This window comes from Aureimonas sp. AU22 (assembly GCF_001463745.1).
Lineage (GTDB): Bacteria > Pseudomonadota > Alphaproteobacteria > Rhizobiales > Rhizobiaceae > Aureimonas.
The window spans coordinates 130,158-150,188 of record NZ_BBWJ01000040.1; the positions used below are offsets into that span (position 1 = coordinate 130,158).

Consider the following 20,031-nt stretch of genomic DNA (forward strand, 5'->3'; position numbering starts at 1 on the left):
GCTCGCGCGCCCCGCCGCGGACGGGGTCGTCCCCCGCGAATCGGCGACGCCGTCGTTCGATGGCGATTCCTTACGATGTGGAGGCGAGAAATGCAACGGACTGCACTCTCACGCTAATGGACTGCACCTCAAGTGCAACCGAGCGCAGGACCGCCCTAATTGTTGACAAGGACGACACATGGGCGATGCTCAGGCGCAGATGCCCTTCGATCCGAACCTTCTCCAAGCCGCTCGGCTGCTGGCCAAACTCTCCCTCGACGAGTTGGCGGAACGGTCCCAGGTGTCGCGCCGCTCGCTCCTGAACTTGGAGGCGGGCAATCCCGACTGCCTGCTCTCCACGTTGGAGATCTTGAAGGAGGTCTTGGAGGAGGAGGGCGTGATCTTCTTGGGGGAGACGGAGTCGCACGGTCCCGGCGTTCGCGTCTCTCGCGAAACCGGTATGGATTGGACGCGGAAACGAGCTGACCAGCGCCGCAGCCGGATGAACCAAGCCGAACCCGAAACCTGATAGCGGTCCGCCCGCCACCTCCGTTCGAGAGCAGCCTGATCCAACTGGACTCCATGTTCGGCGCGCGGCACGTCCTGCGTCCGGTCGTGACGACTGCGGATGGGACGGGAGGTCAGCACCTTGGCTTCACGATGATGGCAGGGGCATGCCGGCCACGCTCGGGGCCGCAAGGAGGACTGAGCCTGAATCCTCGACCGCGGCTAGCGTCCGGAGGCCGGGGCCGGCGCGGGAGGAACGGGCAGGCATCCGCCATGCTCCGTTCGGATGCCCGCACTGCCCACTGGCGGGCACGCGGGCGTTGGTCAGGGGCGCCCGATGGGACAACAACCGGGCGAAGCGCATACCGGTCGCCGCCCGAGCCGAACGTGCACCGCCGCCGATGGCGCGCATGTCGCACGTTACGGGTCGTAAGCGGAGGTGACCGGGATCCTCGCGCCGGCGCCTGGTTCGGCTTTCCTAGAGCCCCAGCGAGAGCTGCGGGCCATCATCCGTCACGGCCTCGTCGGCCTCGGTGTTGAGACCCGAAAGGGACACGCCGAGGAGACGGACGGGCCTCGGCATGGGGAAAAGACCCGCGAGCAGCTCTCCGCTGATCCGGGCGATGCCGTCCCTACCCTGGACCTCGTCCTGCACCGACCGGCTTCGCGTGATCTGCTGGAAGTCCTGGTACTTGACCTTCAGGGTGACGGTACGACCGCGTATCCCGGTCCTCGCGCAATGGTTCCATACCTTGTCGATGATTGGAGCCAGGACTTCCGTCATCTCCTCGTAGGAGGAGAGGTCACGCTCGAAGGTGTTCTCGGCGCCGACGGACTTCCTGATGCGATCCGGGCGGACCGGCCGATCATCGATGCCTCGGGCGATCCAATAGTAGTGGCTCCCCGACTTGCCGAAGTTTTGTCGAAGGGCTTCAATTGACATGGCCCGTAGATCTAAGCCAGTGAAGATTCCGAGGCGATTCATCTTCTCCTCGGTCTTCTGTCCGATGCCATGAAACTTCCCGACCCGGAGACCCGCAACGAAAGACGGAGCCATATCTGGCGTGATCACGAACTGGCCATTCGGCTTGTTCTGATCGGATGCCATCTTGCTCAAGAATTTATTCACGCTGATACCAGCGGATGCTGTCAGGCTGGTTTCCTCCCAGATGCGAGTCCGTATCTCCCTCGCGATCTGGGTGGCGTACTCTACACCCTTCAGGTTTTCGGTGACGTCGAGGTACGCTTCGTCAAGCGACAACGGCTCGATCAAGGACGTGTACTCGGAGAAGATCGCCCTGATCTGGAGCGAGACCTCCTTGTACACGTCGAAGCGCGGCTTCACGAACACGAGCTCGGGGCACGAGCGCTTTGCGGAGACTGACGGCATGGCAGAGTGAACCCCGAAGCGCCTCGCCTCGTAGCTTGCCGCCGCGACCACGCCTCGTTCCCGCGATCCGCCGACAGCGACGGGTCGGCCGCGCAGCTCGGGGTTGTCCCTTTGCTCCACGCTTGCATAGAAAGCGTCCATGTCGACATGGATGACTTTGCGCTGACGCGTCGGCTTAAGGGGCGCATCCGACGAGAGTGCGGCCTGCGTATGGTCCGGGTCGGTGGCAGGCATTGCTGGACCTCGCGTCCCCCCAGGTTTGGGCTTCCCCACGTGCTCCATGTTCACGAAATGTACTCTACGGACGAACGTGGCTCAATCGGGGCCAGTCACGCGATCCACAACTGATTGGGTGTTGGTCGAAGGCTCCCCCATCGGTGCGTACTCCCAGATTACGCCGTGGCCCGCTGAATTTAGTTTACGTTTTTTCGTAAACTGTCCGAAAAACCCGAACGATCTCAATGGTCTCTCTCTCAGTTGACAGCCGAACCTACTTATAAAAATTTCTCGCCAAGCTCGCCTCCGATCATCGAAAGCCCGATGGTCTCTTCGTGGTGACGCCTGCGATGGGCGAGGCCTTCGTCGAGACCTTGCCCGTCGGCCGCTTTCACGGCGTCGGTCCGGCGACGGTCGCCAAGATGGAGCGGCTGGCCATTCACACGGGCGCCGACCTCAAGGCGCAGTCGCTCGCGTTCCTGCAGGAACGCTTCGGCAAGATCGGCCCCTACTACTACGGCATTTCGCGCGGGATCGACCATCGCCCGGTGCGGGCCAACCGCATCCGCAAGTCGGTCGGCGCGGAGAACACGTTCTCGTCGGACCTGTTCGCGGAAGGCGAGATGCGCGAGGCGCTGGGACCGATCATCGACAAGGTCTGGCGCCATTGCGACGCGACGGGGACACGGGGACGCACGGTCACGCTGAAGGTGAAGTACGCCGACTTTCGACAGATCACACGCGCGCTTTCCTCGACTGCGCCGGTGCGGGACCGGACCGACATCGAGAATGCGGCGTTCCGTTTGCTCGCAGACCTCCCGGCCGACGCCCGGGGCGTCCGGCTGCTCGGCGTGACGCTTTCGGGCCTGACCGGCGACGCCCCGCCGATCGATCGGGAGGCGCAGTTCGCCCTGCCCCTATGACGCCGACATGCGGGCACTCCCGGGAACGCAGAGCGACTGAACGAGCGTAGAGCCGCTAGGACGCCTGCCGCCGACGCGCCAAGCTCACCCGTGCGAGATACGATCGGACATCACTCGCCTTCCGCCTGCAGTTCCGTGAGCGGCGCGACGATCCTGACCGTGAGGCCGTCCTTGGCGTAGTCGAAGTCCACCGAACCACCGGACGATCCCGACAATCCCATCTCGATCAACCGCGTTCCGAAGCCTTTGCGCTTTGGCGGCGCGGCAGGCGGTCCGTCGATCTCCCGCCACATCAGCGCCAACGTCGGCATGCGCGTCACGTCGTCGATCTCGACGACCCAGGCCACGTGGACCCGGCCTTCGGGCACCGACAGGGCGCCGTACTTGACGGCGTTGGTGGCGAGCTCGTGGACGATGAGACCGAGCGTCAGCGCCGCTTTCGGACCGATCAGAAGTTCGGCGCCCCGCAGGAGGATACGCCCGTCCGTGTCGTGAAGTTCGATGGCGCCCCGGATGATCGCCTCGACCGACCCCGCGTCGCGCTCGCCGGTGAGGAGAACGTCGTGCGCCTTGGAGAGAGCCTGGATCCGTCTCGTCAGGCTGTCGCGGGCCGTCGCCATGTCGGGCGAGTTCCGCAGCGTCTGCGTGGCGATGGACTGGACGACGGCGAGGGTGTTCTTCAGCCGATGCGCGAGTTCGTGGTTGAGGACGCTCTGCCTCTCCTCCGCCCTCCGGCGATCTTCGACGTCGAGGACCAGCGAGACCGCTGCGAGGATCTGTCCGTCCGCGTCGCGTACGGGCGTCGACGAAACCTCCCAGCGGCGCACTTCGCCGGTTTTCGCATTCCGATACGCAATGGGTTCGGCGATCGAGGTTTCACCGCTGCGGAGCGCCCGGACCGTGGGATAGTCCTCCATCTCGTAGGGTTGCCCGTCGGCATGCAGTGCGCCGTAGCTTTTGTACCGTTCGTCGCCCGAACCGCCGAGATCGTGGCCGAGCAGTTCCTGCATCCGCGTGTTGAGCTGTCCATGTCCGTCGGCATAGGCGATGGAGATGCCGAGCGGCGCCTGCTGGATGACCGCCTGAAGCAAACCGCGCTCGAGCCGAAGCTGGCGCTCGCTTTCGCGCAGTTGCTCCTCGACCCGCTGGACCCGCGTGAGGTCGAGCATGGCGCCGATCATGCGGATCGCCCTGCCCTCGTCGTCGCGGATGACCTGACCCCGATCGAGGACGGGCGCGTAGGTCCCGTCCGCCCGCAGGAAGCGGTAGTTGTCCGCCCATTCCGATGTCGTGCCATCGATCACCGCATGGATCGACGCGTCGATGCGCGCGCGGTCGTCGGGATGGATATGCGCGATCCACCAGTCGCCTGTCGGATCCACGGCAGCAGGCGCATGGCCGTAGGCGTCCTCCAACGCCTCGTTCCAGAGAACGAGGTTCGTCGCGAAGTTCCAGTCCCAGATGGCGTCGTTGGTGGCCTTCGACGCGAGGCGCAGGCGCTCCTCGGTCTCGGCGAGTTTCTGCGCGGCTCGATGCCGATCGGTGACGTCCTGCGTCGTGCCGATGAAACGGACCGCGACCCCTTCTCGGTAGAAGACCTGACCCTTGGCAGCGACCCAGCGCTCCGCGCCGTCGAACCGGTTCACCACACGGTACTCGATGTCGCAGGTCCCATCGCTTCCGGGTGCCAGAACCGCTTGCACGGCCGCGTCCACCCAGTCTCGATCTGCCGGGTGAAGTCCGTCCAGAAACAGCGCGTAGTTCACTTCCTCGCCGTCCGCGACGCCGAAGAACGCCTTGGTGCGCTCGTCCCAGACGAGAACGTCTCCGACGAGGTCGTAGTCGAAGATCCCGGTGTTCGTGGCGCTGAGCGCCAAACGCAACTGGTCCTGCGCCAGTTCGAGATGCCGACCTTCGCGGTGCTGCTCGCTCTGGTCGCGCAGAACCATCACGAAGCCGATATGCCCGTTCGCAGCATCGCGCAGCGGCACGATTTCACCCGATGCCCGGATGCGGGCGCTGTCGCGGCGCATTTGCCAGCGTTCAGTGACGGCGCGCCCTGTCGCGAGCGACGCGCGCATCTCCTGCGCCATCTCGCCGTTCGCTCGGTCTTCGGGCGTGTAGATGACGTCCGCGCTGCGCCCGACCATCTCGTCGAACGTCCAGCCGAGGACGTGCGCGGCGCCGGCGTTCCACGCGGTCACCACACCATCCCTGTCCGTGACGATGATCGCGAACTCGGTCGTGCTTTCGATGCTCTGTCGGTCGCGGCGCCCGCCGTGCCCGGCCTCTATGTTCATGTCCTGCCTACCGAATGACGCGACGAACCCCGCTCGTCGGCACATACCTCCATTGAGGCACATCCGGACCACGGATCAATAACAATCGAGCGACGCTCTGGAATTGCGCGTGTCGGGATGGATCGCTCGCAACGCCTGCATGCGCACACAAAGTCTCCGCAACCCGGGCAGCCCGTCCAACTTGGCGTTGCGCGAACCGCGAATGCGGCTTGACTTTCGGCCGGCCTAGACCGCGGGCAACCCCGCGCGCGCCTCCAGGATGGCGGCGGCGATCTGGTCCAGCGTATAGGGCTTCTGGACCACAGGACGGTCGAGCCATTGTCCCTCGAGACCCGCACGGCCATAGCCCGTCGCGAACAGGAAGGGCACGTCGGCGGCCTGCAACCGCTCGGCGACCGGAAAGACCTTCTCCCCGGCGATATTCACGTCGAGGATCGCCACGTCGATCGCCTCGCCGCGCTCCAGCATCTCCAATGCCCGTCGTACGCGCATGGCGAGGCCCACCACGCTGCAGCCGAGTTCCTCGAGCATGTCCTCGAGCTGCATGGCGACGAGGCTTTCGTCCTCCACGGCGAAGACTCGCAGACCGGCGGTGAGGGTTCGATCAGTGGAGGGCAAGGTGGGGAATTTCCTCGATCTCGATGGCTGGCAGCTCGATGTTCCAGATCAGCCCGTCGCCACCGGCCTGGACGTCCATGCGTCCTTCGAGCTCGCCGGTCACGATACGCTCCAGCATGCGCGTGCCGAAGCCGGGTTGGATTTCGACGGTCTCCGCGGTTTGCCAGGTCTCGCGCCAATGAAACACGATCGTGTCGGAACGTTTCTCCCAAGCGACCGACAGCCGTCCGGAAGCGGTGCTCAAGGCACCGTATTTCAACGTATTCGACGCCAGCTCGTGGAAGATCATCGCCAGCGCTATGGCGGCCTTGGCGTTCAGTCGCACCGGCAGACCGGAGAGATCGACCCGGTCGAGATCGAGGGCTCGGAGCTCCGTGAGAAGGATCGTCTCCAGGTCGGCGGACTCCCAGTGCCGCTCGCTCAGGAGATTGTGCGCGTTGGACAAGGCGACGATACGCGCCTCGAAGGTTCGGCGGGCCTCCTCCCTGTCCCTGTCGGCTCGAAAGCTTGGACGCGCCAGCGATTGGATCGTCGAGAGCGTGTTCTTCACGCGATGGTTCAACTCGTCGATCAGAAGCCGTTGACGATGATGGGCACGAACGCTCTCGGTCCGGTCGTAGCCCTGCACGAAAATGCCCTCCACCGCGCCGGCTTCATCGCGCACGGGGTGGAAGGAGACATCGAGAAACAGTTCGCGCAGGCCCACGCTCGGATAGCTCGCCAGAACGCGCAAGCCGCTGCCTTCGAACGCCTGGCCCGTCGCGTAGACCCGATCGAGAAGGTCCACCAGCCCCTTGGCCTCCGCCTCGGGAAAGACCTCGCGAGTGGGCAATCCCCGCAACTCCCGGTTGCCGGCCAGTGCCCGGTAGGCGCGGTTGGCGAAGGTGAAGACATGGTCCGGCCCGCGCAGGAGGGCGACGAGCCCCGGCGCCTGCTCGAAGAGGTGACGGAAACGATCGAGCTGACTGCGCGAGGTGCGATAGGCCTCCTCGATCTCCCGCGTTCGCTGGAGAAGCGCGAGTTCTTCCGTCGGAACCGAGGCCGGACTGCCTGCCGCCGTGCGCAGTCGCACGAGCTCCGTGATGTCCACCGTGTTCTGCAGCACCAGGATCACGCGGCCCGCATCGTCGCACAGGGGCGAATGGACGGCAGACCAGTATCGCTTTTCGAACCCGTCGGCGGCGTTCGAGGAGATCGGAATTTCGTATTCGATGAACGCCAACGTATCGGATCGACCGCTCTCGAAGACGCGGCGGATCGAGGCTTCCAGGCGCGTGCGTTCCGGGCCCTCGTTCGGGAAGCAGTCGAACAGCGCGCGGCCGAGCAGTTCGTCGCGCAGGCGGCCCGTGGCACCCTCGTAGGCGGGATTGACTGCGACGATCGAGAGTTCGCCGTCGACGATCATGTGCGGGCTGGGCAGAGCATCGAACAGTTGGTTGAAGTTCAGTCTGTTCATCTCATGCGTCTCGCCGCGGCGCCGTTGGTCAACCTCCCCGGCGCGCAAGACGCTCGGGCTCCCGATCAGCCTCCCACATAGGAAGAGGCCGGCGCGCGGGAAGACACCCGCGCGCCAGTGTCCGGTCAGCGCGTCAGGCGCTTGTAGGTCGGACGCTTCGGGTTGACGCTTTCGGGGCCGAGACGGCGGATCTTGTCCTGCTCGTAGTCCTCGAAGTTGCCCTCGAACCACTCGACATGGCTGTCGCCCTCGAAGGCGAGGATGTGCGTCGCCAGCCGGTCGAGGAACATGCGATCGTGGCTGATGACCACGGCGCAGCCCGCGTATTCCTCCAGCGCGTCCTCCAGGGCGGCCAGCGTCTCGGTGTCGAGGTCGTTGGTCGGCTCGTCGAGGAGGATGACGTTGGAGCCCGTCTTCAGCATCTTGGCGAGGTGGACGCGGTTGCGCTGGCCGCCCGAGAGCGTGCCCACCTTCTGCTGCTGGTCCGGGCCCTTGAAGTTGAAGTTGCCGACATAGGCCCGGCTGTTCATCTCGTACTTGCCGAGCTTCATGATATCGACGGCGCCCGTCACCTCCTCCCAGACGTTCTTGTTGGGGTCGAGATGGTCGCGGCTCTGATCGACGTAGCCGAGATCGACGGTTTCGCCGATCTTCACTTCGCCGGCATCCGGCTTCTCCTGGCCCGTCAGCATCTTGAACAGCGTGGACTTGCCGGCGCCGTTCGGCCCGATCACGCCCACGATACCGCCCGGCGGCAGCCTGAAGGACAGGTTCTCGATAAGAACCCGATCGCCGTAGCTCTTCGTGATGTTCTCGACCTCGATGACCTTCTGCCCGAGGCGCTCGCCGGTCGGGATGACGATCTTGCCGTCGGCCGGACGGCGCTGCTCGGCAAGTTCGACGAGCTCGTTGTAGGCCTTGATGCGGGCCTTGGACTTGGTCTGGCGCGCCTTGGCGCCCTGCAGCATCCACTCGCGCTCACGCGACAGGGCGCGCATGCGGGAATCGTCCTCGCGGCCCTCCTGCTGCATCCGCTTGGCCTTCTTCTCCAGGTAGGTGGAGTAGTTGCCCTCGTAGGGCACGCCGCGGCCACGATCGAGCTCGAGGATCCAGCCCGTGACGTTGTCGAGGAAGTAGCGATCGTGCGTGATCATCAGCACGGCGCCCTCGTATTCGCGCAGGTGCTTCTCGAGCCAGGCGATCGTCTCGGCGTCGAGATGGTTGGTGGGCTCGTCGAGCAGCAGGATGTCGGGCTTGGACAGGAGCAGCTTGCACAGCGCCACGCGGCGCTTCTCACCGCCGGACAGCGGGCCGACCTGTGCATCTCCCGGCGGACAGCGCATGGCGTCCATCGCCATCTCGACCTGACTTTCCAGGTCCCAGAGGTTCAGACTGTCGATCTGGTCCTGAAGCTTGGCGCCCTCCTCGGCCGTCTCGTCCGAGTAGTTCATCATGAGTTCGTTGTAGCGGTCGAGGATGGCCTGCTTGTCGGCCACGCCTTCCATCACGTTCTCGAAGACGGTCTTCGATTCGTCGAGCTTGGGCTCCTGCGCGAGGTAGCCGACGGTCGCGCCATCCGCCGCCCAGGCCTCGCCGGTGAACTCCTTGTCGGTGCCGGCCATGATCTTGAGGAGCGTCGACTTGCCCGCGCCGTTCGGGCCAAGGATGCCGATCTTGGCGTCGGGATAGAAGGAAAGGTGGACGTTCTCCAGGACTTTCTTGGTGCCGTAAGCCTTGGAAAGACCGGACATGTGGTAGATGAACTGGCGTGCCATCGCGCGCGCGTCTCCGGGTTGTTCAATGCAGGATGAGTTGGCGCACAGGTAAGCCATGCGCCGTCGTTGAGCAACAAACCGCTGCGAAAATCGCCGCGCTCCGCTGGCTTGACCTCCGCTCCCGTACGGCCGATGAGGCGCGGACCGCCAGAGAATGGGACCGATTTATGATCCGCCACATCGTCTTCTTCAGTGCCAAGGACAAGGCCGATCTGCCGGCCATCATCGAAGGGCTGCGCACCCTGGCGGGGATTCGGCACCACGACCACTTCGAGGTGGTGGAGAACGCGCGCGTGGATCCTATGGGCAACGATGTCGACGTCGTCGTCTATGCCGAGTTCCGAGATCGCGCGGCGCTGGCCGCCTATAAGGCGGATCCGATCTACGACGCCTCGACGAACCGCGTTCGGCCGCTGCGCGACATTCGCTACTCCGCCGACTACGAGGTCCCGGACCGCAACTGAGACCCGGTCAGTCGAAGCCCGGCGCGTCCACCCGGCCCCGCCGGCAGCCGCGCCCGGTCTCCTCGGCGGCGCGGACTAGTTCACCGAGATGCGTTTCCGCCGACAGGTCGCCTGCGAGGGAAATGCGCAGTTCGCGGATCATCGGCTCGCCCGACGCGTCGTCCACGCAATCCACCATCACGCGTCGCCCCGCGCCTCGTCCGAAAGCCTCGTCGAAGCTCGCACGCACCTTGTCGCTCGTCAGGACGTCGCCGATCGAGGCCTCGAACAGCCGACGCACGGGCGAGCGGTTCAGCTGTTCGAGCAAGCGGATGGAATGCGAGAAATACGCCTCCGCGTCGCCGTCGTAGCATGTGCCGTGGACCCACCATTCGTGCCGGTCGAGGCCCGACTGCACGCCCGGCATGACCTCGGCCAGCGCGCGCCGCGTTCCGGTTGAAGCGTCGTAGTCCGGCAAACGCCGCCACTCGCCGCGCTCGTCCTGCCGGCGGATCGCGTCGGAGACACCGCAGTATTCGCGGCCGCGCGGTTCCGGCCAGAGACCGTGGAGCGAGAAGCCGTTGCCGGCCGAGCCGCCGCCGTCTCGGCATTCGCGCACCGAAGGCCGCGTCTCGCAAAAGGCCGGCTGCCAGCTGGCCGCGAGCACAAAGCTGTCATGACCTCCCCGCCCTGTCGGCGCATCGCGTCGGGGCGGAGCGGCCCTTGCGGCGGCGGACTGGCTCGCGTCCTCCACCCGGCCGCAGCCGAACGCGACCCATCGCCGTTCCGGTTCGGCGCCCGGGACGAGGATGAGGTAATGGCTGCCGGGCGAGGCGTTGCGCCCAACGAGGTCGTAGGACTTGCCGGGTTCGGTGACGACGCGCCCCGGATTGTCGTCCGAACGGATCGAGGGCGTGGCGAAGCAGCTGGCTTCCGCCACGAAGACACCGACCATCGGCACCTGTGCCCTGGCGGCCACAGGCGCGAGAGCGAGTATCGAGATCGCCATCGCGATCGTGGCCAAGCCTATTGCGCGCGGCATCTGCCGTGTTCCTCTCATTTGCATTCGCCGTTTCCCCTATCGTTCCGGCGCGAGCATTCTCACAGATGGCTTCCATGTTCGACCCGGCCAGACGCTTCGTGATCGATAGCCCGACGGGCGCCGCGCTCGCCGTGCATGCGTGGGCGCCGCCGACGGAGGCGGTCGCCGTGCTCCTGGTGTTCCACGGCCTTGCCGAACATGGCGCGCGGTACGCGCGCGTCGCCGGCGAACTCGCCGCACTCGGGATCGCCACCTATGCGCACGACCATCGGGGGCACGGCTCCACCACCGCGCTCGATGCCCCGCTGCGTCGGTTCGGCTCGAGAGACGGGGTTCGGAAGGTGGTGCGCGACTGCCATGCGGTGCGGGAGCGCGCCATGCGCGACCATCCCGGCCTCCCCGTCTTCGTGCTCGGCCATTCGCTTGGCGGTGCGATCGCCCTGCATTACGCGCGCCGGTTCGGAGGCGGTCTGTCGGGTTGCCTCGTCTGGAATGCCGGCATGCGCTTCGGCTGGCAGGCGCGGCTCGGTTCCGGTGCCCTGCGTGTCGAGAAGATGCTGAAGGGCTCGGACGTCGCGAGCCAAATCTTCGCTCGCGCTACGACCGAAGCCTGGTCACGGTCCGTCGCCGACCGGCGCACGGACGCGGACTGGCTGACCCACGATCCGGCGGAGGCGGACACCTATGTCCGCGATCCGCTCTGCGGCTGGACGCCGACCGTCTCGATGGCCGAGGACATCCTGACGCTGGTGCGCGAGAACGCCAGTCACGAAGCGTTGTCGCAGATTCCGCACGACCTCCCGCTTCACTGCCTCGGCGGGTCGCAGGATCCCGCCACCGCGAACGGGACGGAGGTCACGCGGCTTGCAGATCGCCTGCGCGAAGCGGGATCACGCGAGGTCGAATTGGTGATCGTGGACGGTGCCCGGCACGAGACGCTGAACGAGATCGAGCCCTACCGCGAACAGGCTCTCACGGCTCTGGAAGAATTCATCGAACGTCACCTCGATCGCGCCCCGGCGTCCACAAGAGCGGTCGATCCGGACTGAGCCGCCTCAGGCGGCGGGCTTACCTTCTGCCGGATCCACCAAACGGAACTCCCGCAGTTCGTCCGGCGTGAGGACGTAGAGTTCGTCGGCCGGCGTGCGCATCGCGTGGATCCACAAGCGCGGATCGACGCCCATGTCGACGAGAAGTGCCTGGCACTCGGCGATCGTCGCCTGGATCTGGGCGACCGATCGATTGACGTCGCGCGCCACGGTCTCGCCGGCGCCCGGCACGGAATAGACCTGATGCACCCCGATCCACGCCGCCTCGCCCGCCGCGCGCCGGACGCCGCCCGCCAGGACGAGCGGACACGCCGAGGCGCAGTAACCGTCGGCCGGAACGGCCGTTTCCAGCTTCCGTTCGCGGATGTATCTCGCCATGGCGATCGCGTCGCGGACCGACCCACCCGGTGAATGCAGGACGATTCGCCGCGCATCCTTCCCCTCGTCGTCCAGGAAGTTCCGAAAAGCCTCCGCGGTGCCGACATCGATGCGCCCCACCGCCGATGCCAGACCGTCCGGCCCGAGATGGAAGGCCATGGCGCGCGCCATCGCGTCGTTCGGCGGAACATCGTCGTAGCCCGGCAGAACGGGCTCGCCTCGGTCCGGCCCGACCGGCACGGCGCGTGGCAGGTAGGGTCGGATCTGATCGCCCGGCTTTGGACGCGGCAGCGGCAGCGGCTCGGTTCGCGTCAGGCGATCGCGATCGGCGCCACGTCCGACGACGCCGATGACATCCTGCGCCAGCATGGACGCGCCCATGGCCAGAACCGCGAAGAAGACCATTCGCAACAGAGCCCCGTCCGGCAGCGACAGAAGGCGCCGTTCCAACCAACCGGGAGAAGCCTGGAGGTCGCTCACCCTGCCTGGAGCCTCGGGCTCTTGCCGAAACCGGCCGGCTCGTTCCGCTGAACGATGTCGTCGGCCGGGTCCACCGGTGGCGCTTCGATCGCAGGCGCTGCGGCGACTTCCGCCATGAGGCGGCGCTGGATGCGCATGGCCCGCATCATGTCCACCGCGCTCATGTCGCCGATCTCGGCATCCTCCTCGCCCTCTTCGCGTCGGATCTGGTCCTGGACGATGCACAGGATAAACACCAGGACTGCCGGAAGCAGATCGATCGCGATGGCTCCGGCCCAGGACGGAAGGAAGTCGCGTGCATACATCACCACCGCGTCCGGCGCCGAGAGCGGCGTGAAGCGGACCGTCTCGACGCGGGGTCGATCCAGGATCGCGTCGGCCGCAGCGGCCAGCGCGAGGCTCTGCTGGCGCACCGCTGTTTCGACCTGCCCGACCACGGCCGTCTGTCGGTCCTGAAGCCCGGTGCTGGTGCCGTCGGCCGCCGGTGCGATGAAGGTGCGGCCGAGGTCTTCGGCGGCCCGCTTGACCGACGGCGCCACGGAGGTTTGCTGCAACGAGCCGATGATGCCGGCGAGCTCCGTGGCCTGTGCGGCGTAGTCGGTACCGCGCTCCTTGACGCTGCCGTCGGCGGCGACCAGCCGGCGCATTTCGCCGAGGCGCTCGCCGCCTTCCTTGAACAGGGCGCTCACGTCGTCGCGCGAAGCCTCGATCTCCTGCGCGAGACTGCCAAGCTGCGTCGACATCTGGCTGAGAAGCTGCACCACCGTGCCCGAGCCGGACGTGCCGGTCAGCGCGCCGGACGAGCGCTCCTCGTCGGACAACCGGGCGAAACGCTGGGCGGCGAGCTGAATGTCCGGCAGGAGGCTCTGCGCCGCCAGCGCATTCTCGTGCGCCTCGTTGAGTTTGCTCTGATACTCCTCGGTCGTGATCGACATGTGCTGCTCGAGCGCCGCCGCGCCCGCCAGGGCCGCCGCATTGAGCCAGGCGGACATGGCCATGATCATGCACGAGCCGATCGCCATCGCGAGATACAGCATGCGCCGTCCCGACGGGCGGCGGACATGCGGCATGATGCGGATGAGATAGGACCAGAACGCGTAGATGCCGACCGAAACAGAGACCGAATAGATCACCGCGCCGAAGAAGACGGTGGTCGCGTCCCCATCCAGCAGTTCCCGCACCCCGAGGTAGGTGAAGATACCGCTGGCCGTCGCCAGGATGGCGAGCGTCATCCGGGTGGTCAGTTCCAGCCGAGCGACCTGCCCCCGGAGCGTGTAGGAATGTGAAGCGGACATGCGGCTCCCTGGCGATCGAGGCGCGGACAGGCTCGCCGCGGCTCGATCGTTAAGGGAAAATTAAGGCGCTGGCGAGCCAGGACCTTTCCTTCCGCGAGCGGTTCAGCTCGTGGCGTAGACGAGATCGTTGCCGAGATGGCAGCGGCCGATCCGCAGTTCCAGCGGGCGATCCTGGTAGGAGCAGATGATACGCTGCAGACGCAGGATCGCCGCGTCTCCCGACAACTTGAAGTTGCGCTTGTCGGCGCTCGTCGCGCCTTCGGCGGTTGCCTTCTCGCGCTTGTGGGTCGCCAGGTCCTGGCCGGTCCAGCGGGCGGTCGCCATGGCTTCCAGCGCCTCCTGCGACATCGTCTTGGCCGAGGCGTCGACGCGCAGGAACACCTCCTCCGTCATGAACAGCCGGCCGAGATGGGTGCGGCGGCGCTCGAACTGGAGGACGGGCGTGCGGGCATTGACGCCGAGCAGCTCCCCCGTCTCGTCGGGCGCCGTGCCGAGCACGACCTTGGACACCGAGACCTCCCCGGAGATGCGGTTGCCCGAACGATCGAAGACGTTGGAGAACCGGCTCCGCATCTTGCCGCCGTCGAAGTCCGCCACCACGGTTCCCTTGCCCTGATGGCGCTCGAGAAGCTTGTGTTCGGTGAGGATATCGAAGGCCTTCCGGACGGTACCGAGGCTGATCCCGAGCGAGCGCGCGATCTCCGCCTCGTTCTCGATCGACTGGCCCGGCGCCCAGGTCTTGGATACGATCCGGGCGATGAACTCGTCGGCGACCTGTTGATACAACGGGCGGGTATTGAAGGGTTTTGCGAGCGACACGGGCCGTTTCCTGTTCCCTATCCTTCGGATGACCGCTATTGTAGATGCAACCTGGGCGGGAATGCAACCTATACGGGTATCCATTCGAAGATATTTTATCGGATCGCTAGCGGTCGCCTTCGATGGCTGCCGTTCGCCTTCCCTGCGTTGCTTCGATCCACTGGCGGACGCGCTCCTCGGGCTGCGGGTGACGGATGATGTCGGTGACCACGGCCGCGCAATCCGCGCCGCCGTCCCAGACCGCAGGAAGACGCTCAACGGTTATGCCGCCGATGGCGACGAGCGGAAGCGCGCCGATCCGCTTGCGCCAATCGCCCAATCGCTCCGGCGTCTGCGGCGCCCATTTCATCTGTTTCAGGATCGTCGGCCAGACCGGGCCGAGCGCCACGTAATCCGGCTCGGCTGCCAGTGCGGTGGCGAGTTCGGCGCGGTCGTGGGTGGAAATCCCCAGCCGCAGGCCCGCACGGCGGATGGCGGCGAGATCGGCATCAGCCAGGTCCTCTTGCCCGAGGTGCACGAACGCCGCCCCTTCCTCGATCGCCAGCCGCCAGTGGTCGTTGACCACCAGCAGGCACTGGTGCGCTGTGCATACCGCCTGCGAGCTTCGGATCTGATGTCGGAGTTCTTCCGGCGACATGTCCTTCGCCCGAAGTTGCACGAGCCGTATTCCGAGCGGCACCAGCCGCTCGATCCAGTCCGCATCGGGCAGTACGGGGTAGAACGGGTCGAGCGCGCTCATGCCAGCAGCGCCTGTCCGAACACGGGCGTCGAGGGCGCCGCCATGTCGCGCGCCTCCATGCCACCGGCCTCGAAGGCCATGCGCCCCGCGTCGACGGAGAGACGAAAGGCGTGCGCCATTGTCACCGGATCGGCGGCGGTCGCCACCGCAGTGTTCAGCAGCACACCGTCGTAACCAAGTTCCATGGCATCCGCGGCGTGCGACGGACGTCCGAGACCGGCATCCACGATCAGTGTGATATCCGGGAACTGGGCTCGCAACGAGCGCAAGCCGTAGCGGTTGTTGAGGCCGAGGCCGGAGCCGATGGGCGAGCCCCAGGGCATCAAGACCTCGCAGCCCGCCCGCAGCAACCGCTCGGCCACGACCAGATCCTCCGTGGTATAGGGCAGGACCTTGAACCCTTCGCTCGACAGGATCCGCGCCGCTTCCACCAGCCCGAACACGTCCGGCTGCAGGGTGTCGGCATGGCCGATGACCTCCAGCTTCACGAGGTCGGTACCGAGGAGTTCGCGTGCCATGTGCGCGGTGGTCACCGCCTCCTTGGCCGTGTGACAACCGGCGGTATTGGGCAGGAATGCGACGCCGAGATCTCGGATCTCGTCCCAGAAACCCGGGCCGTTCTGCCCCATGCCCGCACCCTCGCGCCGCAGCGAGACAGTGACGATCTCGGCGCCCGAGGCGACGACGGCATCGCGCATCACGGCGGGCGACGGATAGAGCGCCGTGCCGAGCATCAGGCGCGACGTCAGAGTCCGATCGTAGAGCCGCATCTCAGCCTCCTTTCATGGGCGACAGAATTTCCACCGCGTCGCCCTCGGCGATCCGCGCCTCGCCCCGCGCGCCGCGCGGCACGAATTCACGGTTCACGGCGGTCGCCACGGCGTCGGGCCGGTAGTCGAGTTCCCGGAGGAGACCCTCGATGTCGCGGGAGGCGATGTCCCGCTCCTCTCCGTTCAGCGTGATCCTCATGTGGGCTCCTTCGCTGACATCAGCATGTCGGCAGCGGTTTTCGAGAATGCGGGCGAGAGCAGGAAACCGTGGCGGTAGAGACCGGAGAAGACGATCCCCTGCGGCGTCCGTTCGACACGCGGAAGATTGTCGGGCAAGGCAGGACGCCGCCCGCTGCCGATCTCCAGCACCTCCGCCTCCGCAAAGGCGGGGTGGAGCGCGAAGGCGGCCGTCAGGAGCTCGACGGCCGAGCGGAGTGTGACGGGTCCTTCGGCCGCGCTTTCCACCATGGTCGCACCGATCATGAAGACGTCGTCCTGCCTCGGCACGACGTAGATCGGCCAACGCGGATGAAGCAGACGCACGGGCCGGCGAAGCGCGACGTCGCGGCAGCGAACGATCGCCATTTCGCCCCGGACCGAACGCAGACGCGGCAACGCGGCGGAAAGCCCACGGCAATCCACGATGCGTTCGCCCGCGAAATCGGCGGGTTCGACGGGATCGTCGAACCGGATCGCCCCGCCCGCGGCCTGGATACGTGCCATGAGAGCCCGCAGCGTCCGTCGCGGGTCGAGATGGGCCTCGTCCTCGAAGAACAGGGCTCGGTCGAACCGCCCGGCGAGGTCGGGCTCAAGAGCCGCCAGCCCCGCCGCATCCAGCCACCGATGCGCCGTCGTGCGCGCCGCGAACTGCCGGAGGTCCGCCGTGTCGCGGCCGGACGCGACGACCAGTGTTCCGCAGCGTTCGACCTTCGTGATACCCGCCCAAAAGGCGATGCCATCCAGCCCTGGTGCGATGATCCCGTCGTCCGCCACGCTGGCTTCGCAGTAGGGCGCCAGCATGCCACCGGCGAGCCAGGAGGCGGACGCCGAAAGATCCGCGCCGCGCTCGTGGACGACGACCCGCTCGCCGGCATCGACGAGGCGAACCGCGGTGGTGAGCCCGGCGACGCCCGCGCCCAAAACATGAATGGTCATCGCCGCTCCCGCGCCGCGATCGTTCACGCCAGACGTCGGGTCGAGATACGCCCGCGCGCGAACGACCGGCCGCCGCGTGGGCTGCGCCTCGTCGTCCCTCGTCGGAGCGGGTCACTCCATCCCTACGCCAGTGCGAACTGGATCAGGTTCTTGGGGTCGCCGGGCGCTGACGCCGGCCTCTCAGTTCCCTGCCGGAACTCCCCCTGGAAGGCCTCAGGGTATGCGATCGGTCCCGTCTGTCAATGCCACCTCACGCATCGGCTCGTCCGCCGGCAGGATGGGGCCATCTGCCAGGGGCGCATCGGACCGGGCCTCGAGGAGATGGTCAGCGATCGCCTGCGCCGTCACTTCGTCGCCGTTGATCACCGTATCGGCACCGGCCTGTATCAAACGCTCGCGCTGCTCGCCGGAGTGAACGCGCGCCGTGATGCGGATGCCGGGATTGGCGTTGCGGGCCGCATTGATGATCGCAACCGCCTCGAAGCTGTTCGGAAAGGCGAGCACGATGTCCCGCGCCTGCGCAATGTTGGCCGCCGCGAGCACCTCCGCCTTTACCGCATTTCCGACGATCGCCTCGGTACCGGCGGCACGAATCCGCGCGACGCGCTTGTCGGCGTCCTCGATCACCACGAAGGCACGGCCGGCCGCCGTCAGCCGCTGCGCGATCCGGGAGCCGACGCGCCCGTAACCCACGAGAACCAGGTGGTCGGCGAGCGCGGTAGGGCGCAGGTCGTCCGCCTCGATCGCCACGCTGCCGGCAGGAATATGCGAGGGCACCGCGCCCGCCGGTTGGGTCTGCAGTTCGCGACCGTGCGTTGCGGCAGCCGACTTGGCGGGGGACGTAGCCGAAGCCTCGTCCGGCGCGGATCGATCCAGCCGCTGACGCAGCGTGTCGATCGACGAGAACAGGATCGGGTTCAGCATGATCGACAGGATCGCGCCCGCCAGGATCAGGTCGCGTGCCTCGGGCGGCAGGATGTTCAGCCGCCCACCGAGCTCGGCGAGGATGAAGGAGAACTCGCCGATCTGCGCGAGCGAGACCGAGATCGTCAGCGCCGTCGATGTCGGATAGCGGAAGGCGCGCACGATCACGAAGGCCGCGATGGACTTGCCGAGCACGATGATCAGCACGGTCGCGAGGATCGGCAGGGGATCCTGAACCAGGCTGCGGGGGTCGAACAGCATGCCGACCGACACGAAGAACAGGACGGCGAACGCATCGCGCAGGGGCAGCGTGTCCTCTGCCGCGCGGTGGCTGAGGTCGGACTCCGCCATGATCATGCCGGCGAAGAAGGCACCAAGCGCCAGCGAGACGCCGAAGAGCGATGCCGCGCCGAACGCGACGCCGAGCGTGATGGCAAGAACGGCAAGACGGAACAGCTCGCGCGACCCGGAACTCGCCGTCATCTGCAGCGCCCAGGGGATGATCCGTCGTCCGACCAGCAGCATCAGGATCACGAAGACGCAGAGCTTGAAGACCGTCATCAGGATGACGCCGGACACGCCGAGCCCGAGATCCGAGAACACGCCCGTTCCGCCCGAAGGCGCGGTGCCGCCGAGCGTCGTGGCGAAGGCGGGCAGGAGGACGAGCGCCAGGACCATCGCAAGGTCTTCGACGATCAGCCACCCGACGGCGATGCGCCCCTTGCCCGTTTCGATAAGTCGCCGCTCCTGCATGGCCCGCAACAGCACGACCGTCGAGGCGACCGAAAGCGCAAGACCGAAGACGAGCCCCGCTCCGGCCGACCAGCCGAGCAGCCAGGCGAGCCCCATGCCGAGCAGTGTCGCGCAGGCGATCTGCACGACTGCACCCGGCAGCGCGATCGCGCGCACCGACATGAGATCGGCGAGGGAGAAATGGAGCCCGACACCGAACATCAGGAGGATCACGCCGAGTTCGGCGAGTTCCGTCGCCAGTCCCTGGTCGGCGACGAAACCGGGCGTGAAGGGTCCGACGCTGACGCCGGCCAGGAGATAGCCGACGATCGGCGAGATGCCGAAACGGTTCGCCAGGGTGCCGAACACGAAGGCAAGGCCCAGCCCGGCCACGATCGTCTCGATCAACGGCATCTCGTGCAGCATCGGCGCGGCCTCCGGTTTCGAATCTCTCCAGGCTGTGGTCCCTCTCCCGATAGGGGAACGGCGCCCGCCTTGCAGCACAAAAGTCTCGCCATCCATCAGGGCATGGCGATTTTCTGCGTGTAGCGGAGCATCAGTTGGCCTTCCTGATGGGGGATCGCAATAAGCGCGAACCGGCCGGTCTTGTTGCCGTCCCGGTGCCGAATCGCTGCGCGTTGGCGGAGGTCGCGGTCTCGCGTTCGCGGTTGATCGCGCAAACAATCTCGGCTTGCCGCGCATCCCGAGCAGCACGCGCGCCCCCTCCTTCCATCCTTTGCTTTCGACCGATCTTTCGAGGTTCAGGGGGACAGGACGATCCGCAGACAGTGGGATTTCGCGGATCGACCGACGTGGAAGGAAGCTTGTTGAACGACCGTTCAACCTATGGTCATAGCCGACCCGTGCGATGCGTCATTTTCCTGTCATGACGCCGGACACGAGGCTGCATGCCCACGGTGCATACGTTAGAGTCCCGCTGAGGACGCTCGATCGTTTCGGCGGCGACAACGGGAAACACCGACCATGCTTCACCGCACCTTCTTCGCCCCCGCTTTGATGGCCGCGCTACTCGGTTCCGCT

General features: G+C 66.4%; 17 protein-coding genes, 1 pseudogene and 1 riboswitch. Of the genes and pseudogenes, 4 read left to right on the forward strand and 14 right to left on the reverse strand.

The features are described 5' to 3' along the window. Positions 1 to 178: 178 nt before the first annotated feature. Complete coding sequence (locus AUL34_RS14270) at positions 179 to 508, forward strand: helix-turn-helix domain-containing protein (RefSeq protein WP_061934921.1); 330 nt, start codon at positions 179 to 181, stop codon at positions 506 to 508. A 456-nt stretch (positions 509 to 964) separates the two neighbouring features. Here the strand turns inward: AUL34_RS14270 and dinB are convergent, their stop codons facing one another. Then, positions 965 to 2,110, reverse strand: a complete 1,146-nt coding sequence (dinB, locus tag AUL34_RS14275; protein WP_061934923.1) for a DNA polymerase IV — start codon at positions 2,108 to 2,110, stop codon at positions 965 to 967. 266 nt (positions 2,111 to 2,376) lie between these two features. Here dinB and AUL34_RS14280 point away from each other — a divergent pair. Then, positions 2,377 to 3,015: pseudogene (locus AUL34_RS14280) on the forward strand (DNA polymerase IV); the annotation flags it as partial. 110 nt (positions 3,016 to 3,125) lie between these two features. Here AUL34_RS14280 and AUL34_RS14285 read toward each other — a convergent pair. The 4 genes from AUL34_RS14285 to ettA form a co-directional block, all read right to left on the reverse strand. Further along, entirely contained in the window at positions 3,126 to 5,315 is a 2,190-nt protein-coding gene (locus AUL34_RS14285) for a PAS domain-containing protein (RefSeq protein ID WP_061934927.1), read from the reverse strand. A gap of 225 nt (positions 5,316 to 5,540) precedes the next feature. Further along, entirely contained in the window at positions 5,541 to 5,933 is a 393-nt protein-coding gene (locus AUL34_RS14290) for a response regulator (protein WP_061934929.1), read from the reverse strand. Further along, on the reverse strand, positions 5,920 to 7,389 hold the full coding sequence (locus AUL34_RS14295; protein WP_061934931.1) for a sensor histidine kinase: 1,470 nt from the start codon (positions 7,387 to 7,389) through the stop codon (positions 5,920 to 5,922). The genes AUL34_RS14290 and AUL34_RS14295 overlap by 14 nt, the downstream gene beginning before the upstream one ends. A 125-nt stretch (positions 7,390 to 7,514) precedes the next feature. After that, complete coding sequence (ettA, locus tag AUL34_RS14300; RefSeq protein ID WP_061934933.1) at positions 7,515 to 9,164, reverse strand: energy-dependent translational throttle protein EttA; 1,650 nt, start codon at positions 9,162 to 9,164, stop codon at positions 7,515 to 7,517. A gap of 167 nt (positions 9,165 to 9,331) precedes the next feature. Between ettA and AUL34_RS14305 the strand changes: the two genes are divergently transcribed. Beyond that, on the forward strand, positions 9,332 to 9,628 hold the full coding sequence (locus tag AUL34_RS14305; protein WP_061934935.1) for a Dabb family protein: 297 nt from the start codon (positions 9,332 to 9,334) through the stop codon (positions 9,626 to 9,628). 7 nt (positions 9,629 to 9,635) lie between these two features. Here AUL34_RS14305 and AUL34_RS14310 read toward each other — a convergent pair whose 3' ends face one another. Further along, on the reverse strand, positions 9,636 to 10,649 hold the full coding sequence (locus AUL34_RS14310; protein WP_192845759.1) for a ribonuclease T2: 1,014 nt from the start codon (positions 10,647 to 10,649) through the stop codon (positions 9,636 to 9,638). Positions 10,650 to 10,714: 65 nt separating this feature from the next. Between AUL34_RS14310 and AUL34_RS14315 the strand changes: the two genes are divergently transcribed. Further along, positions 10,715 to 11,698 (forward strand): alpha/beta fold hydrolase, encoded by a 984-nt coding sequence (locus AUL34_RS14315; RefSeq protein ID WP_244492578.1) that lies wholly within the window; start codon positions 10,715 to 10,717, stop codon positions 11,696 to 11,698. Positions 11,699 to 11,704: 6 nt separating this feature from the next. On the opposite strand, the gene AUL34_RS14320 is transcribed toward AUL34_RS14315, so the two are convergent. From AUL34_RS14320 to AUL34_RS14355, 8 genes are all read right to left on the reverse strand, one after another. Next, a complete protein-coding gene (locus AUL34_RS14320; protein WP_156420929.1) occupies positions 11,705 to 12,556 on the reverse strand; it encodes an ATP-dependent Clp protease proteolytic subunit in 852 nt (283 codons plus the stop codon). Beyond that, complete coding sequence (locus AUL34_RS14325; RefSeq protein ID WP_061934941.1) at positions 12,553 to 13,851, reverse strand: hypothetical protein; 1,299 nt, start codon at positions 13,849 to 13,851, stop codon at positions 12,553 to 12,555. Before AUL34_RS14325 ends, AUL34_RS14320 begins: the two co-directional genes overlap by 4 nt. 102 nt (positions 13,852 to 13,953) lie before the next feature. After that, positions 13,954 to 14,670, reverse strand: coding sequence for a GntR family transcriptional regulator (locus AUL34_RS14330; RefSeq protein ID WP_192845760.1), 717 nt, complete (start codon positions 14,668 to 14,670; stop codon positions 13,954 to 13,956). 106 nt (positions 14,671 to 14,776) lie between these two features. Further along, complete coding sequence (locus AUL34_RS14335) at positions 14,777 to 15,409, reverse strand: thiamine phosphate synthase (RefSeq protein WP_061934945.1); 633 nt, start codon at positions 15,407 to 15,409, stop codon at positions 14,777 to 14,779. Further along, on the reverse strand, positions 15,406 to 16,179 hold the full coding sequence (locus tag AUL34_RS14340; RefSeq protein WP_061934947.1) for a thiazole synthase: 774 nt from the start codon (positions 16,177 to 16,179) through the stop codon (positions 15,406 to 15,408). Before AUL34_RS14340 ends, AUL34_RS14335 begins: the two co-directional genes overlap by 4 nt. Before the next feature lies 1 nt (position 16,180). After that, the gene (gene thiS, locus AUL34_RS14345) at positions 16,181 to 16,378 is read right to left on the reverse strand and encodes a sulfur carrier protein ThiS (protein ID WP_061934949.1); all 198 of its coding nucleotides are present in this window, start codon (positions 16,376 to 16,378) and stop codon (positions 16,181 to 16,183) included. Beyond that, a complete protein-coding gene (locus tag AUL34_RS14350; RefSeq protein ID WP_061934951.1) occupies positions 16,375 to 17,334 on the reverse strand; it encodes an FAD-dependent oxidoreductase in 960 nt (319 codons plus the stop codon). The genes thiS and AUL34_RS14350 overlap by 4 nt, the downstream gene beginning before the upstream one ends. A 102-nt stretch (positions 17,335 to 17,436) precedes the next feature. Continuing rightward, positions 17,437 to 17,548, reverse strand: a riboswitch (TPP riboswitch). After that, positions 17,548 to 19,416, reverse strand: coding sequence for a cation:proton antiporter (locus AUL34_RS14355; RefSeq protein ID WP_061934953.1), 1,869 nt, complete (start codon positions 19,414 to 19,416; stop codon positions 17,548 to 17,550). Its footprint overlaps the riboswitch before it by 1 nt. Positions 19,417 to 20,031 lie beyond the last annotated feature (615 nt).

What these genes read in the sequence shown, in the direction of transcription:
- AUL34_RS14270 (WP_061934921.1), top strand. Translation starts at nt 179, where the DNA reads ATGGGCGATGCTCAGGCGCAGATGCCCTTCGATCCGAACCTTCTCCAA.
- dinB (WP_061934923.1), bottom strand. Translation starts at nt 2,110, where the DNA reads ATGCCTGCCACCGACCCGGACCATACGCAGGCCGCACTCTCGTCGGAT.
- AUL34_RS14285 (WP_061934927.1), bottom strand. Translation starts at nt 5,315, where the DNA reads ATGAACATAGAGGCCGGGCACGGCGGGCGCCGCGACCGACAGAGCATC.
- AUL34_RS14295 (WP_061934931.1), bottom strand. Translation starts at nt 7,389, where the DNA reads ATGAACAGACTGAACTTCAACCAACTGTTCGATGCTCTGCCCAGCCCG.
- ettA (WP_061934933.1), bottom strand. Translation starts at nt 9,164, where the DNA reads ATGGCACGCCAGTTCATCTACCACATGTCCGGTCTTTCCAAGGCTTAC.
- AUL34_RS14305 (WP_061934935.1), top strand. Translation starts at nt 9,332, where the DNA reads ATGATCCGCCACATCGTCTTCTTCAGTGCCAAGGACAAGGCCGATCTG.
- AUL34_RS14310 (WP_192845759.1), bottom strand. Translation starts at nt 10,649, where the DNA reads ATGCCGCGCGCAATAGGCTTGGCCACGATCGCGATGGCGATCTCGATA.
- AUL34_RS14315 (WP_244492578.1), top strand. Translation starts at nt 10,715, where the DNA reads ATGGCTTCCATGTTCGACCCGGCCAGACGCTTCGTGATCGATAGCCCG.
- AUL34_RS14325 (WP_061934941.1), bottom strand. Translation starts at nt 13,851, where the DNA reads ATGTCCGCTTCACATTCCTACACGCTCCGGGGGCAGGTCGCTCGGCTG.
- AUL34_RS14335 (WP_061934945.1), bottom strand. Translation starts at nt 15,409, where the DNA reads ATGAGCGCGCTCGACCCGTTCTACCCCGTACTGCCCGATGCGGACTGG.
- AUL34_RS14340 (WP_061934947.1), bottom strand. Translation starts at nt 16,179, where the DNA reads ATGCGGCTCTACGATCGGACTCTGACGTCGCGCCTGATGCTCGGCACG.
- thiS (WP_061934949.1), bottom strand. Translation starts at nt 16,378, where the DNA reads ATGAGGATCACGCTGAACGGAGAGGAGCGGGACATCGCCTCCCGCGAC.
- AUL34_RS14350 (WP_061934951.1), bottom strand. Translation starts at nt 17,334, where the DNA reads ATGACCATTCATGTTTTGGGCGCGGGCGTCGCCGGGCTCACCACCGCG.
- AUL34_RS14355 (WP_061934953.1), bottom strand. Translation starts at nt 19,416, where the DNA reads ATGCTGCACGAGATGCCGTTGATCGAGACGATCGTGGCCGGGCTGGGC.